Source organism: Micromonospora sp. NPDC023869 (assembly GCF_055559695.1).
The window spans coordinates 102,272-115,113 of record NZ_JBVHKD010000008.1 but is presented as its reverse complement, the minus strand read 5'-3'; the positions used below and the strand labels follow the sequence as shown (position 1 = coordinate 115,113).

Annotated in this window: 14 protein-coding genes; 10 read left to right on the top strand and 4 right to left on the bottom strand. The window is 73.5% G+C overall.

Annotation, left to right across the window (positions count from 1 at the left end):
* Positions 1-72: 72 nt before the first annotated feature.
* The 3 genes from ACZ31C_RS21975 (at position 73) to ACZ31C_RS21965 (ending at position 2,505) form a co-directional block, all read left to right on the top strand.
* Positions 73-1,239 (top strand): glycosyltransferase, encoded by a 1,167-nt coding sequence (locus ACZ31C_RS21975; protein WP_465796863.1) that lies wholly within the window; start codon positions 73-75, stop codon positions 1,237-1,239.
* Positions 1,236-2,285: a pseudaminic acid synthase gene (gene pseI / locus ACZ31C_RS21970; RefSeq protein WP_465796862.1), complete on the top strand. Its 1,050-nt coding sequence runs from the start codon at positions 1,236-1,238 to the stop codon at positions 2,283-2,285. The genes ACZ31C_RS21975 and pseI overlap by 4 nt, the downstream gene beginning before the upstream one ends.
* A 79-nt stretch (positions 2,286-2,364) precedes the next feature.
* Positions 2,365-2,505: a hypothetical protein gene (locus ACZ31C_RS21965; protein ID WP_465796861.1), complete on the top strand. Its 141-nt coding sequence runs from the start codon at positions 2,365-2,367 to the stop codon at positions 2,503-2,505.
* A 169-nt stretch (positions 2,506-2,674) separates the two neighbouring features.
* Here the strand turns inward: ACZ31C_RS21965 and ACZ31C_RS21960 are convergent, their stop codons facing one another.
* Genes ACZ31C_RS21960 through ACZ31C_RS21945 form a run of 4 tightly spaced genes read right to left on the bottom strand, consistent with a single transcriptional unit; the run spans position 2,675 to position 5,474 of the window.
* Positions 2,675-3,154, bottom strand: a complete 480-nt coding sequence (locus ACZ31C_RS21960; RefSeq protein ID WP_465796860.1) for a hypothetical protein — start codon at positions 3,152-3,154, stop codon at positions 2,675-2,677.
* 49 nt (positions 3,155-3,203) lie between these two features.
* The gene (locus ACZ31C_RS21955; RefSeq protein ID WP_465796859.1) at positions 3,204-3,953 is read right to left on the bottom strand and encodes an SDR family NAD(P)-dependent oxidoreductase; all 750 of its coding nucleotides are present in this window, start codon (positions 3,951-3,953) and stop codon (positions 3,204-3,206) included.
* Positions 3,946-5,220, bottom strand: a complete 1,275-nt coding sequence (locus tag ACZ31C_RS21950; protein WP_465796858.1) for an AMP-binding protein — start codon at positions 5,218-5,220, stop codon at positions 3,946-3,948. Before ACZ31C_RS21950 ends, ACZ31C_RS21955 begins: the two co-directional genes overlap by 8 nt.
* A gap of 2 nt (positions 5,221-5,222) precedes the next feature.
* Positions 5,223-5,474 carry an acyl carrier protein gene (locus tag ACZ31C_RS21945; RefSeq protein ID WP_396746286.1) on the bottom strand — a complete coding sequence of 84 codons (252 nt, stop codon included), beginning with the start codon at positions 5,472-5,474 and terminating at the stop codon, positions 5,223-5,225.
* A gap of 79 nt (positions 5,475-5,553) precedes the next feature.
* Between ACZ31C_RS21945 and ACZ31C_RS21940 the strand changes: the two genes are divergently transcribed.
* From ACZ31C_RS21940 to ACZ31C_RS21910, 7 genes are all read left to right on the top strand, one after another.
* The gene (locus ACZ31C_RS21940) at positions 5,554-6,063 is read left to right on the top strand and encodes a GNAT family N-acetyltransferase (RefSeq protein WP_465796857.1); all 510 of its coding nucleotides are present in this window, start codon (positions 5,554-5,556) and stop codon (positions 6,061-6,063) included.
* A gap of 206 nt (positions 6,064-6,269) precedes the next feature.
* Positions 6,270-7,262 (top strand): UDP-N-acetylglucosamine 4,6-dehydratase (inverting), encoded by a 993-nt coding sequence (gene pseB, locus ACZ31C_RS21935; RefSeq protein ID WP_465796856.1) that lies wholly within the window; start codon positions 6,270-6,272, stop codon positions 7,260-7,262.
* Between the two features lie 2 nt (positions 7,263-7,264).
* Positions 7,265-8,413 carry a DegT/DnrJ/EryC1/StrS family aminotransferase gene (locus ACZ31C_RS21930; RefSeq protein ID WP_465797013.1) on the top strand — a complete coding sequence of 383 codons (1,149 nt, stop codon included), beginning with the start codon at positions 7,265-7,267 and terminating at the stop codon, positions 8,411-8,413.
* A 9-nt stretch (positions 8,414-8,422) separates the two neighbouring features.
* Entirely contained in the window at positions 8,423-9,256 is an 834-nt protein-coding gene (locus ACZ31C_RS21925) for a hypothetical protein (protein WP_465796855.1), read from the top strand.
* A complete protein-coding gene (locus ACZ31C_RS21920; protein WP_465796854.1) occupies positions 9,253-11,055 on the top strand; it encodes a class I SAM-dependent methyltransferase in 1,803 nt (600 codons plus the stop codon). The genes ACZ31C_RS21925 and ACZ31C_RS21920 overlap by 4 nt, the downstream gene beginning before the upstream one ends.
* Positions 11,052-11,786, top strand: a complete 735-nt coding sequence (locus tag ACZ31C_RS21915; protein WP_465796853.1) for a cytidylyltransferase domain-containing protein — start codon at positions 11,052-11,054, stop codon at positions 11,784-11,786. Before ACZ31C_RS21920 ends, ACZ31C_RS21915 begins: the two co-directional genes overlap by 4 nt.
* A complete protein-coding gene (locus ACZ31C_RS21910) occupies positions 11,783-12,832 on the top strand; it encodes a PseG/SpsG family protein (protein ID WP_465797012.1) in 1,050 nt (349 codons plus the stop codon). The genes ACZ31C_RS21915 and ACZ31C_RS21910 overlap by 4 nt, the downstream gene beginning before the upstream one ends.
* Positions 12,833-12,842 lie beyond the last annotated feature (10 nt).

Sequence of the window (12,842 nt, the reverse complement as noted above, 5' to 3'; positions counted from 1 at the left end):
GTTCAAAAACTCCACCACCGCCGGCCACGTCGGGTTCCAGGGCCGTCCATCCGGGCGGCCGATGGTTGCCGCGTGGTCATTGCGCCGACGCACGCGCCGCTGTTGAGCATCGTGGTACCCGTCTACGGCGTCGAGGCGTACCTGCAACAGTGCCTCGACTCGATCCGCGGCGACGTCCCGGCCGACCGGGCCGCCGAGGTGGAGCTGGTCGCGGTGGACGACGCCTCGCCGGACGGGTGCGGTGAGCTGCTGCGCGCGTACGCGGCCGAGCACCCGGGCGTACGCGTGCGGCACCTGGAGACCAACGTCGGCCTCGGCCCGGCGCGCAACGCCGGGCTGGACGTGGCCACCGGCCGGTACGTGTGGTTCGTCGACAGCGACGACTGGCTGCCGCCGGGCACGATCCCGGTGGTGCTGGACCGGCTGCGGGCCGACCGCCCCGACGTGATGATGATCGACCATCTGCGGGTGCACGACTGCGGTCGCCAGGAGGAGGACCCCAGCAGCCGGTTGCTGCGGGACACTCCCGGCGTGCTGCGGCTGGCCGACCGGCCCCGGCTGCTGCGGGTGCAGCACACCGCCTGGAACAAGGTGGTGCGCCGGGCGTTCCTGGCCGAGCTGGGCTTGCGTTTCCACCCCGGCTGGTACGAGGACATCCCGTTCAGCCACCCGCTGCTGATCGGTGCGGAGCGCATCTCGGTGCTGGACCGGGTCTGCTACCTGTACCGCCAGGGGCGGCAGGGCGCCATCACCTCGACCCGCAGCGGCCGACACTTCGACGCCTTCGACCAGTACGACCGCCTCTTCGCCTGGCGGCACGAGCGGTACCCGGACGGGCGCTGGCACAGCGAACTGTTCGACCTGATGGTGAACCATTTCCTGGTGGTGGTGGGCAACGACGACCGACTGCACCCGCACCTGCGGCGCGACTTCTTCCGGCGGGTCGCCGAGCACTACCACCGGTACCTGCCGGAGCGCGGGTATCCCCGGCCCGGCGGGGTGGCCGGGTTCAAGCACCGCCTCGTCAGCCGGGACAGCTACCTGGCGTACGCCGCGCTGCGCCGGGCCCACCGAATGGCCACCCGGTTGCGTGCTGCGACGCCCGCCGCCCCGTCCGCGTCCGCCGCATCGACCTCGACCGCCGCGGCGTCCGCCGCGTCCCCGGCCCCGCCCGACGGCACGCCGGACCCCACGTCGCCCCGCCCGTTGGTGCGGACTCGCCAGAACGGATCACGATGACCACCTTGAAGATCGGCCCGCACCTGGTCGGCGCCGGGGAGCGCCCCTTCGTGGTGGCCGAGATGTCCGGCAACCACGACGGTGACCTGGGCCGGGCGTTGTCCATCGTGGACGCCGTCGCGGCGGCCGGCGCACACGCGCTCAAGCTCCAGACGTACCGACCCGACACGATCACCATCGACGTCGACACCCCGGCGTTCCGCATCTCCGGCGGGCACGAGCTGTGGGGCGGACAGAACCTCTACCGGCTCTACGAGCGGGCACACACCCCGTACGAGTGGCACCGGCCGATCTTCGCACGGGCCCGCGAGCACGGCCTGACGGTCTTCTCCTCCCCGTTCGATGCCTCGGCCGTGGAGCTGCTGGAGGAGTTGGACGCGCCCGCGTACAAGATCGCCTCGTCAGAGCTGGTCGACCTGCCGCTGATCCGGCTCGTCGCGGCCACCGGCAAGCCGATGGTCATCTCCACCGGGATGGCCACGCTGGCCGAGATCGACGCCGCGGTCCGCACCGCGCGCGACGGCGGTGCCGGCGGGATCGTGCTGCTGGCCTGCACCGCCTCGTACCCGGCGCCGCCCGCCGACAGCAACCTGCGCCGCATCCCGGTGCTCGCCGAGGCGTTCGGGGTACCCGTCGGCCTCTCCGACCACACGCCCGGCATCGGCGTGCCGGTCGCGTCGGTGGCCCTCGGGGCGTGTTTCATCGAGAAGCACGTCACGCTGGACCGCGCCGACGGCGGCGTGGACTCCGACTTCTCGCTGGACCCGTCCGAGCTGGCCGCGCTGGTGGTCGAGTCGGCGCGGGCGTACGCGGCGCTCGGCGGCACCGCCGTCGGCCCCACCCCCGCCGAGCGGGAGGGCCTGCGTTTCCGCCGTTCGCTCTATGTGGTGGCGGACGTGCGGGCCGGGGACGAGGTCACCGCCGCCACCGTACGCTCGATCCGGCCCGCCGGCGGGCTGCACCCGGCGGAGATCGACCGGGTCCTCGGCCGTCGCTTCACCACCGACGTCGCCCGGGGTACCCCGCTGAGCTGGGACCTGATCTGACCGTTGGGCCTGGCGTCTCCCACAGCGGCCTGGCCGCCGACCCGCCGACGTCCTCGCCGAGGGCTACCGCCCGGCGCTCTTGCCGCGACCGTCCGGCATCGGGGTCGACCGCGCGGTGCTCGTCGGCGGTGGCACGGTGCTCGTCGACCGCGCGGTGCTCGTCGGCGGTGGCGTGGTGCTGGCCGCCAGCTATCGGGCCAAGGCCCGGGGTGTCCGCTGAGGGACTTCCGACAGCGCCCGAAGCCCGGTGGGTAGATCTGTTGTCGCTGGGGCGACAACAGATCTACCCACCCCCGGAACGGCAGTCGACAACATCCCGCAACTCGGCAGCCCGCCCTGACCTCGATCAGGTGGGGCGAGGCGGTCGGTGACACGACGGCACAGACGGTTCAGCTCGAAAGGCCCCGACCGGGAGGTCCGAGGCGCGGGGCGGGAGCGGCAAGGCCCGGGGCGAAGGCGACGGTGACCACCAGGTCGGAGAGCCCGGCCGGGTCCACCGGGCCGACCTCTCCCGCACGGCCCGAAGGGCTGAGGATCAGGGTGCGCCACAGCCGGACGGTGCCGGTCGGCGCACTCAGGCCGTGCTGTCGCCACAGGGCGACCATCGGCACGTCGGCGAGCTTGGCCACGCACTCGGTCCGGGTCCACCGGGCCCAGAAGTTCGCGGTGCCGAAGCGGTGTGCCAGCATCGGCGGCACCGGGGCACCGGCGTACTCGGCGTCGATCGCGACTCGCCAGCCCGGGATCGACGGCGCGTACCACCCGATGCAGCGTCCGTCGGCCAGGTGGCTGCGCGTGACGGCGTCGCCCGACTCGGTGGCCGACGCGACGCGCAGGTGTCGCGGCGCGGCGGCGAGGAGCGCGGCCACCGACGGTCCTGGCGTGCCGACGGCGACGCGGGAGGACACGGTGCCCGGGTCAGATCGAGGCCGCACCGTCGACCACGATGACCTGGCCGTTGATGTTGGTCTGGTCGCGGAGCAGCATCCGCACCACCGGCACCACCTCGTGCGGCTCGGTCAGGTGGCCGGTCGGGGTGCGGCGCACGATCTGGTCCAGTTGGGTCGGCCCGAGCACCGCCGACATCTCCGAGGCGAAGAAGCCCGGCGCGACGGCGTTGACCAGGACCCGGCCGCCCAGCTCCCGGGCCAGCGAGCGGGTGGCGGCGTCCATCCCGCCCTTGGTGGCGGAGTACGCGACCAGCCCGGGGAAGCCGCGCTGGGCGCAGATCGAGGTGACGTTGACGATCCGCCCGCGCCGTCCCTGCGCCAGCATCCGTCGCACGGTGAGCCGGGTGAGCTGCAACGGCGCGGTCAGGTTGGTCTCGACGATCCGGGCGATGTCGGCGTCGGCGGTGTGTACGTGCAGCGAGTCCTGCCCGACCGCCGCGTTGTTCACCACACCGTCGACCGGACCGAGCCGGTCCTCCACCGCCCGCACGAACGCCTGCGTGGCGGCCCGATCGGTGACGTCGACCGAGTCGACGTGAACCCGGTCCGGATGGGTCTCGGCGAGCTTCGCCAACTCCGGGGTGACGGTACGCGCGAAGGCGGCCACCTTCAGCCCCGCGTCGAGCAGGTCGGTGACGATGGCCAGCCCCAACCCCCGGGAGCCGCCGGAGACGAGCACCACGGTGGACGGTGGGACGGGAACGGGCGTGTCAGACATCGCTCTTCAACGTCTCCTTGACGGGGATCTCGGCGTGCAGCCGGATCCGACGGGGCACGGCGTACTCGGGCAGCCGATCGGTGCACCAGCGCACCAACGCCGCCTCGTCCAGGTCCGGGCCGGTCGCGCCGGACACCGGAGGGGCGGGTACGACCTCGGCGACGACCATGTGACCGAGCAGCGGAGCGCGTCGGCCGTTCACCCGGGCCCAGGCCACCCGAGGGTGGGCGGTGAGCACGTCACGGACCAGACCGGCGGAGACCTTGCTGCCGCCCACGTTGATCTCGTCGGTGTCGAGCCGGCCGGTGATCAGCACCCGACCGTCGACGATCCGTGCCCGGTCCCCGGTGCGGACCGGGCCGGCCAGACCGACCCCGTGGTACGGCGAGGTGACCACGAGTTCGGAGTCCCGCAGGCCGATCGTGGGGCGTCCGGGGACGGTGCGGTCCAGCCACTCGACCGGGAACCCGGCCCGCCCGTCGTGCACCACGATCGCCGCGCCGACCTCGGAGGAGGCGTAGATCCAGGAGATCCGGGCGGCCGGGAAGACCTCCCGCAGCCGGTCCAGGACCGCCTGGTCGACCGGCTCACCGCCGAGGGTGAGCTGCCGCAGCGGCACCCGCGCCAACGCCTCCGGATCGCGATGCAGCGCCCGACGCCAGAAGGTGGGCGTACCGGAGGCGGCGTCGACACCGTGTGCGGCGGCCAGCACCGGCCAGTCGTCGAGCTGCTCCGGCTCCACCACCACGAGGTGCTGCCCCGGCTGGGTCAACGCCAGCGTCACCACCTGCCACCAGGCGTACGTGCCGGGGGCGTACGGGCAGAGCCAGGTGCGGCCCGGCTGCGCGCCCCGAACGGTGGTCAGCGACTCCAGCGTGTGCCCGACGCGCTTCGGACGTCCGGTGGTGCCGGAGGTCAACAACCAGAGTCGACCGGGCTCGGCCGGTCGGGGCCGGGTCGGAGCGAGGGCGACGGCCCCGTCGCCCAGCACGGTCGGGTCGGCGGCGGTCAGGGTGAAGCCGGCGGCCCGCAGCTCGTCCCGCAGCCCGGCGTCGACCCGGGCGGCGCCGGCGAGCAGCAACTCGGTGCCGTGCACGGCGTGGTGCCGGGCGGCGGCGAGCGCGTCGCGGGCGGAGTACGCGAGCACCGCCACCGGGTCCGGCAGGGCCGACTCGGGCAGATCCCGCCAGGTCAGCGCGCTGCCGCCGACCACGACGCGGTTGTCCACACCGGCCGGGTACGCCCCGAGGCGCGCGGTGGTCCGCACGCTCACTGCCGCTGGAGGTCGGCGAGGAAGTCGAGGACGTCGCCGACGGTGGCGATACGCCGCAACCCGGGGGCGTCGAAGTTCAACTCCTCACCCGTGACGTCCTCGACCCGCAGGGCCAGCTCGGAGAAGTCCAGTGACCGGAAACCGATCTCCCGCAGATCCGCCGCGTCGTCGTCCGGCAGCGCCTTGCCCTGGTTGGCCAGCACCTGCCCCATGAGGTCGCGAATCTGCGCGCGACTCAATTCCGTCATGCTGCGGAGTGTACAGCCACAGGAATCGTGATTAGGGTGCCCGAAGACCCTGGAAATACGAACAGAAAGTGAGCGGTACGTGCTGCGAGACGCCACCGGGGACGACGTTAACCTGATGTTGTCCTGGCGTAATCAGGACGTCAATCGACAGGTCAGCAAGACCAGTCACCTGATCGGCCCGGAGGAGCACCGACGGTGGTGGGACGCGGTCCGCACCGACCCCACCCGTCGGGTGCTGACCTACCTGCACGACGGGGTGCCCTGCGGCGCGGTCACCTTCTTCGACCTGCGGTTCGACGGTCCGCGTACCGGGTCGTGGGGGTTCTATCTGGACGCCGAGGGGCTGGCCGCGCGGGGTGAGACGCTGCCTGTCTGGCTGGCCGTGATGCGGGCGGCGGTCGGGTACGCCTTCGACGTGCTGACGCTGGACCGCCTCGACGGCGAGGTGCTCGCCGACAACACCGTGGTACGTCAGATGAACCGTCGTTTCCGGTTCGTCGAGGGCGTCGGTCGTACCGAGGTCCACGACGGCCGGGAAATCACCGTCGTCCCCATTTCGCTGGAGCGCGACAATCGTCGTCGACACTGATGGGGAGAGCCGTCCACGTCGCGTTCACGAAACGTTCGGAAATTGTTTCCGGCACCGCCGGAATCGTGCCCGACGGTGCCGGTCATTCACGGCCCCAGCGGCCCGGGTTAACCGCAGGGCGTCGGCGCGTTAACCCACCGCCCTTAGCGTTCCCACCCGGCCGGCTGTGGCGTCGCCGGCTCACCGACGACCACGGGAGCACCACATTGAGCGAGCTGAACGGATCGTCCATCCTCGTCACCGGGGGCACGGGTTCCTTCGGCCGGACCTTCCTCCGGCACCTCCTGCGCGAGGTCGACCCGGCCCGGGTGGTGGTCTTCTCCCGTGACGAGCTGAAGCAGTACGAGCTGCGCCAGCAACTCGGCGACGACCCGCGACTGCGCTGGTTCATCGGCGACATCCGGGACCGGCACCGGCTGACCCGGGCCATGCACGGGGTGGACCACGTGGTGCACGCCGCCGCGCTCAAGCAGGTCGACACCGCCGAGTACAACCCGTCGGAGTTCATCGCCACCAACATCACCGGGTCGCAGCACGTCGTCGACGCGGCGATCGAGGCCGGCGTACGCAAGGTCATCGCGCTCTCCACCGACAAGGCGTCCAGCCCGATCAACCTGTACGGCGCGACCAAGCTGGTCGGCGACAAGCTCTTCGTCTCCGCCAACCACTACGCCGCCCAGCACCCCACCCGCTTCTCGGTGGTGCGCTACGGCAACGTGGTCGGCAGCCGGGGCTCGGTGGTGCCGCTGTTCCGCCGCCTCGCCGCCGAGGGACGCAGCCTGCCGATCACCGACAAGCGGATGACCCGGTTCTGGATCACGCTGGACCAGGCGGTGCAGTTCGTCCTGGACTCGTTCGACCAGATGCAGGGCGGCGAGCTGTTCGTGCCACGGATCCCCAGCATGCGCATCCTCGACCTGGTCGAGGCCGTCGCACCGGACGCCACCACGCACGAGATCGGCATCCGTCCGGGCGAGAAGCTGCACGAGGAGATGATCGCGCCGGACGACAGCCGCCGGACGCTGATCGCCAAGGACCGCTTCATCGTGCAGCCGACCATCGCCACCTGGGGCTACCAGCCGCCGGTCGACTGCGAGCCGGTGTCGGACGGCTTCGCGTACCAGTCGGACACCAACAACGAGTGGCTCACCGTCCCGCAGTTGCGCGCCATGCTCGGCCTCACCGCCCTCGCCGCATGAGCATGCTGCCGTACGGCCGGCAGTCGGTGACCGAGGAGGACGTGGCCGCCGTGGTCGCCGCGCTGCGCAGCGACTGGCTCACCACCGGTCCCGAGGTCGCCGCGTTCGAGGCGGAGCTGTCCCGGTGGGCCGGTGACGCCGGGGTGGCGACGGTCTCCAACGGCACGGCGGCGCTGCACGTGGCGTTCGCGGCGGCCGGTGTCGGTCCCGGTGACGAGGTGATCGTGCCGCCGACGACGTTCGTGGCGACCGCGAGCAGCGCGCTGGCGCTGGGCGCGCGGATCGTCTTCGCCGACGTCGAGGAGGAGACGTACACGCTGGACCCGGCCGCGGTGGCCGCCGCCGTCACCGAGCGGACGAAGGTCGTCGCCGCCGTGGACTACGCCGGACACCCGGCCGACTACGACGCGCTGCGCGCCGCGATCGACGGTACGGGCGTCACGCTGCTCGCCGACGCGGCGCACTCGATCGGTGCCACCTACCGGGGTCGGCCGGTCGGCACGCTCGCCGACCTGACCACGTTCTCGTTCTTCCCCACCAAGAACATGACCACCGCCGAGGGCGGCGCGGTCGTCACCGGCGATCCGGAGCTGCTCACCCGGGTCCGTCGGTTCCGCAACATCGGGCTGGTCCGGGAACGCGACGAGCAGCGGTGGCCGGACGAGGGCGGCTGGCACCAGGAGGTCCACTCGTACGGGCTGAACTACCGGCTGCCCGACGTGCTCTGCGCGCTCGGCCGCAGCCAACTGCGCCGCCTCGACGCGTTCCTGGCCCGCCGGGCCGAGTTGGTCGCCCGCTACGACGAGGCCCTGGCCGACCTGCCCGGCGTGCTGACCCCGGGTCGGCGGGACTGGGCCGCACCGGCCTGGCACCTGTACCCGATCCGGGTGCGCGACGGCCGCCGTCGACAGGTGTACGAGCGGATGCGCGCCGCCGGCATCGGCGTGCAGGTCAACTACATCCCGGTGCACTGGCACCCGCTCTTCGCCGACCTCGGCCACCGGCGCGGCGCCCACCCGGTGGCGGAGGCGTTCTACGCCCAGCAACTGTCGCTGCCGCTCTATCCCGGCCTGCGCGACGTCGACCAGGACCGGGTCGTGGAGGCGCTCGCCACGGCACTGCGCGGCACGCGGGTCCGGTCGGCCGCCTGAGAGGACCCGATGCACCACGCGAACCACTTCTACGGGCACGCGCACGTGCTGGCCCGCTACGCCGGGCTGGGCGACGGGCATCCGCCCCGGATCGACGGGTACGTCCAGCACGGCTGGAACATCGGCGACGGGCTGGCGCCCGGCCACCCGTACGCGGACCGCGCTCCCAGCCTGCTCTGGTCGGAGCAGACCCGGCGACGGGCCTGGTCGGTGGGACGGCGCAACGTCACCGTGATCGGGGCGCCCTTCGCGTACCTGCTGGCGATGCGGGCCGCCGAGCCCGCGCCCGAACGGGAGGGCACCATCTGGTACCCGTTCCACGGGTGGGAGGGGCAGCACGTCACCGGTGACCACCGGGAGCTGATCGCCCGGATCCGGGACACCGAGCCCGGCCCGGTCACGGTCTGCCTCTACTGGCACGAGCACCGGATGCGTCGGGTCCGCCGGCTCTACGAGAACGCCGGGTTCCGGGTCGTCTGCCACGGCTACCGGGGGCACTGGTGGAAAGACACCGACCCGCTGTTCCTGGACCGGCAGCTCGACGAGCTGCGCCGCCACCGGCGCGTGGCGTCGAACCGGCTGACCAGCGCCATCTTCTACGGCATCGCGGCCGGATGCGAACCGGCCGTGTACGGCGACCCGATGACGCTGGCCGACGAGGACCCCACCTTCGGCGGCACCGCCCGGATCCGCCGCCAGTGGCCGGAGTTGCACGGCGAACGGGTGCACCTGGCCACCGCTGTAGAGATCACCCGCGCCGAGCTGGGCACCGACCACCGCTACCCGCCCGCCGCCCTCCGCGAACTGCTGGGCTGGGCGAACCCGGACGAGGAGACGACGTGACGACCGAGACGGCCGTGACGCTGCCCGGCGGCGAGATGCCGGCCTGGTCCGACGGGGCGGCCGACGCCGGCCCGCTCGCCACGCTGGTGGCCCGGCTCGTGCCCGACGGCGCCCGGGTGCTGCTGGCCGGGCCGCACGACCCGGCGGTACGGAAGGCGTTGACGCACACCCGGATCACCGCGCTGCTGCGCGGCTACCCCGACGCGGCGGCGCTCGCCGGTCAGGTCGACCGGGTGGTGGTGGCCGGTGTGGCGGGGCTGCCCGCCGACGAGGAGTACGACCTGGTGCTCGCCGCCGCCGGGCTGGACGCGATCGAGTCGGTCGAGGGCCCCCGGCTCGGGTGGGACGCCCGGCTGCGACGGCTGGCGGCGGCCGTACGCCCCGGCGGGACGCTGCTGCTGCGGCTGGACAACCCGCTCGGCGTCCACCGGTTAGTGGCCGACTCCCCCTGGTACGCCGACCGCGCCGACGCGGCGTGGAGCGTCGGCGGGGCGCTCGACGCGGACCGACCGGCCAGTCTGGACCAGCTCCACGTCCGGCTGACCGACGCCGGGCTGCGGGCGGGCGGCTGCTATGCCGGATATCCCCGGCCGGACCTGACCACCGCGCTGCTGGCGACCGACCGGCTCACCCGGCACACCGACTCGGGACTGTTCGACGCGCTGGTGCAACACAGCTGCGCCGAGGGATTCGACGGCCGGTTCGTGCTGGCCGATCCGGCCCGGCTGGCCGTGGACGCGCTGCACGCCGGCAAGGCGGCCGAGCTGGCCCCGTGCTGGCTGGTGCTCGCCCAGCGGGGCACCGACACACCCGGCCCGGTTGTCGACGGGCTGCCGGTGGCGCTGGTCCGCTCCGGCGGCACCGACGGTCCGGTCCTGGAGGTGGTCGACGGTCCGCAGGGCTGGCGGTGGCGCGGCACGGCGCCGACCGGACCGACCACGCCCGCCACCGCACCGTACGCGAGCCGACAGGCCGCCCACCGCGACCCGGCGGCACCGGACTGGCCGGTCCCGGCGGGTCGGCTGCTGCGGACCCTGCTGCTCGACGGTTGTCTGCGCCGCGACACCGCCCTGCTGCGCCGCCTGCTGCGCGGGTACGCCGACTGGCTCTCCGGGCAGGCCGAGCAGGGTCGGCTCGGCGGGGCGGCGGCGCTGGCCGGGGCGGAGAACCTGGTCGTCGCCGGTGACCGCTTCGCGGTGCTCGATCCGAGCTGGCGGGCCGGCGACCCGTTGCCGGTCGACGTGGTGCTCGCCCGGACGCTGTGGCGCTTCGCCACCGACCTGGTCACCGGCGGGTACGCCCACCCGTGGACGTCCACGTTGGACGTGGCGGGGCTGACCGTGGTGCTCGGTGGGGTGGCCGGGCGGGACTTCGACCGCGCGGTGGTGGACGCGGCGGTGGAGACCGAGGCCGCCGTCGGCGCCGCGCAACGGGGGCTGGACGCCGCCGGACGCGCCGACCTCGACGCCCACCTGCGCGCGGTCACCCCGACCGACCCGCCGTCCGGCCCGCGCAGCTATCAGCAGCTCCACGAGGCGTGGCGACGCCAACGCGAGGAGAACACCCGGATGGCGGCGCTGCTGACCTGGACCGAGGAACTGCTCACCTCGCGGGAACGCGCGCTGCGCCGGGCCGAGGCGACGATCAACCTGCTCAGCGGCTCGCTCAGCTACAAGGTCGGTCGGCTCGCCGTCACCCCGGCCCGGCTGGCCCGCCGGGGCGCACGGGCCGCCAAGCGCCGGGCCCGCGCCGCGCTCACGCCCAGACAGCCGGACCCGAAGCGGACGGAGCGGTCGTGACCGAACGGATCGTGGGTGTGGTGCAGGCCCGGATGGGCTCCTCGCGGCTGCCCGGCAAGGTGCTGCGCCCACTGGCCGGACGCAGCGTGCTGGGCCGGGTGGTCCGCGCCGCGCAGGACAGCGGCGTCCTCACCGACCTGGTGGTGGCCACCAGCACCGACCCCGGCGACGACGCGGTGGTCGCCGAGTGCCGGCGGCTCGGGGTGGCCTGGCACCGGGGACCGGTCGACGACGTGCTGACCCGATTCGTCGGCGCGCTCGACGCCCACCCGGGCGACGCCGTGATGCGGTTCACCGCCGACTGCCCGCTGCTGGACCCGGAGATCGTCGCGCTGGTCGCCTCGGTGTACCGGGCGGTGCCCGGGCTGGACTACGCCAGCACGTCGATCACCCGTACACTGCCGCGCGGCCTGGACGTGGAGATCATCCGCGCCGAGGCGCTGCGGACCGTGGACAAGCTCGCCACCGGCCACGACCGGGTGCACGTCACCTCGTACGCGTACGCTCACCCGGAGCGCTTCCGGGTGCTCGGGGTCACTCTCACGCCGGACCGGTCCCGGCTGCGGCTCACCCTCGACACCGAGCCGGACTGGCAGCTGGTCGACGCCGTGGCCGCACACTTCGGCGATGTCGCCGTGCCGCTGGCCACGCTCGCCGACTGGCTCGACGGGCGACCGGAGGTGCGGGCGCTCAACGCCGACGTGCGGCAGAAGCGGTTGGAGGAATGCTGAGCACGGTACGGGTCGGTCTGCGCTGCGACGCGGACCCGCAACGCGGCGTCGGGCACCTGGTGCGTTGTCTCGCCCTCGGCGAGGAGTTGCTCTCCCGGGGCGCCACCGTCGAGGTGCTCGGCACGGTGACCGGCGTCGACTGGGCGGTCGGTCACCTCACCGCCCGGGGCATTCCGCTGCGCCCCGGCCCGGACACCCCGGACGGGCTGGTCCGCGCGGCCCGCCAGCACGACCTGGACGTGCTGGTGCTCGACTCGTACGACCTCGATCCGGCCGGTGCCGGCGCGCTGCGGGAGGCCGGGGTGCTGACCCTGGCCGTCGTCGACGGCGACACCCGGGGACAGGACGCCGACCTGTTCCTGGACCAGAACTTCGGCGCCGACATGGTGACCTCCGGCCGGTTGCTGGCCGGCAGCGCGTACGCCCTGCTGCGCGACTCGGTGCTGGCCGCCCGGCCGGCGACGCCGCGCCCGGTGGCGCAGGTGGACCGGCCTTCGGTGCTGGCCTTCTTCGGCGGCACCGACGCGGCCGGAGCGGCACCGGTGCTGGCCGAACTGCTGCTGGCCACCGGGCGGCCGATGACGCTCACCGTCGTCGTGGGTCGGCCCGGGGCCGCCGGGCGACTCACCGCGCTGACCACCGGACCGGGCCAGTCGCTGCGGCCGGTGCCGCCCACCGGCGCCCTGCCGGAGATGATCGCCGCCGCCGACCTGGTGGTCAGCGCGGCCGGCACCTCAACCTGGGAACTCTGCTGCCTGGGTGCGCCGTCGGCGCTGGTCTGCGTGGTGGACAACCAACGCGAGTCGTACCGCCGGGTGGCCGCCGCCGGGCTGGCCGCCGGACTCGGCGAGCTGCCGGACCTCATCGCCGACGACACCGCCCGGACCGCCGCCGTCCGGCTCCTGGACGAGCTGCTCGAAAGCGGCGTACGCCGGGCCGCCCTCTCCACCCGGGCGCACGCGGCGGTGGACGGACGCGGGCGGGGCCGGGTGGTCGACGCGATACTCGACGCCCTCGACCACCAATGGATCGCACAGGCGTACTAATGCCCTGCTA

What these genes read in the sequence shown, in the direction of transcription:
- ACZ31C_RS21925 (WP_465796855.1), top strand. Translation starts at nt 8,423, where the DNA reads ATGCACCACGCGAACCACTTCTACGGGCACGCGCACGTGCTGGCCCGC.
- ACZ31C_RS21930 (WP_465797013.1), top strand. Translation starts at nt 7,265, where the DNA reads ATGCTGCCGTACGGCCGGCAGTCGGTGACCGAGGAGGACGTGGCCGCC.
- ACZ31C_RS21945 (WP_396746286.1), bottom strand. Translation starts at nt 5,474, where the DNA reads ATGACGGAATTGAGTCGCGCGCAGATTCGCGACCTCATGGGGCAGGTG.
- pseI (WP_465796862.1), top strand. Translation starts at nt 1,236, where the DNA reads ATGACCACCTTGAAGATCGGCCCGCACCTGGTCGGCGCCGGGGAGCGC.
- ACZ31C_RS21955 (WP_465796859.1), bottom strand. Translation starts at nt 3,953, where the DNA reads ATGTCTGACACGCCCGTTCCCGTCCCACCGTCCACCGTGGTGCTCGTC.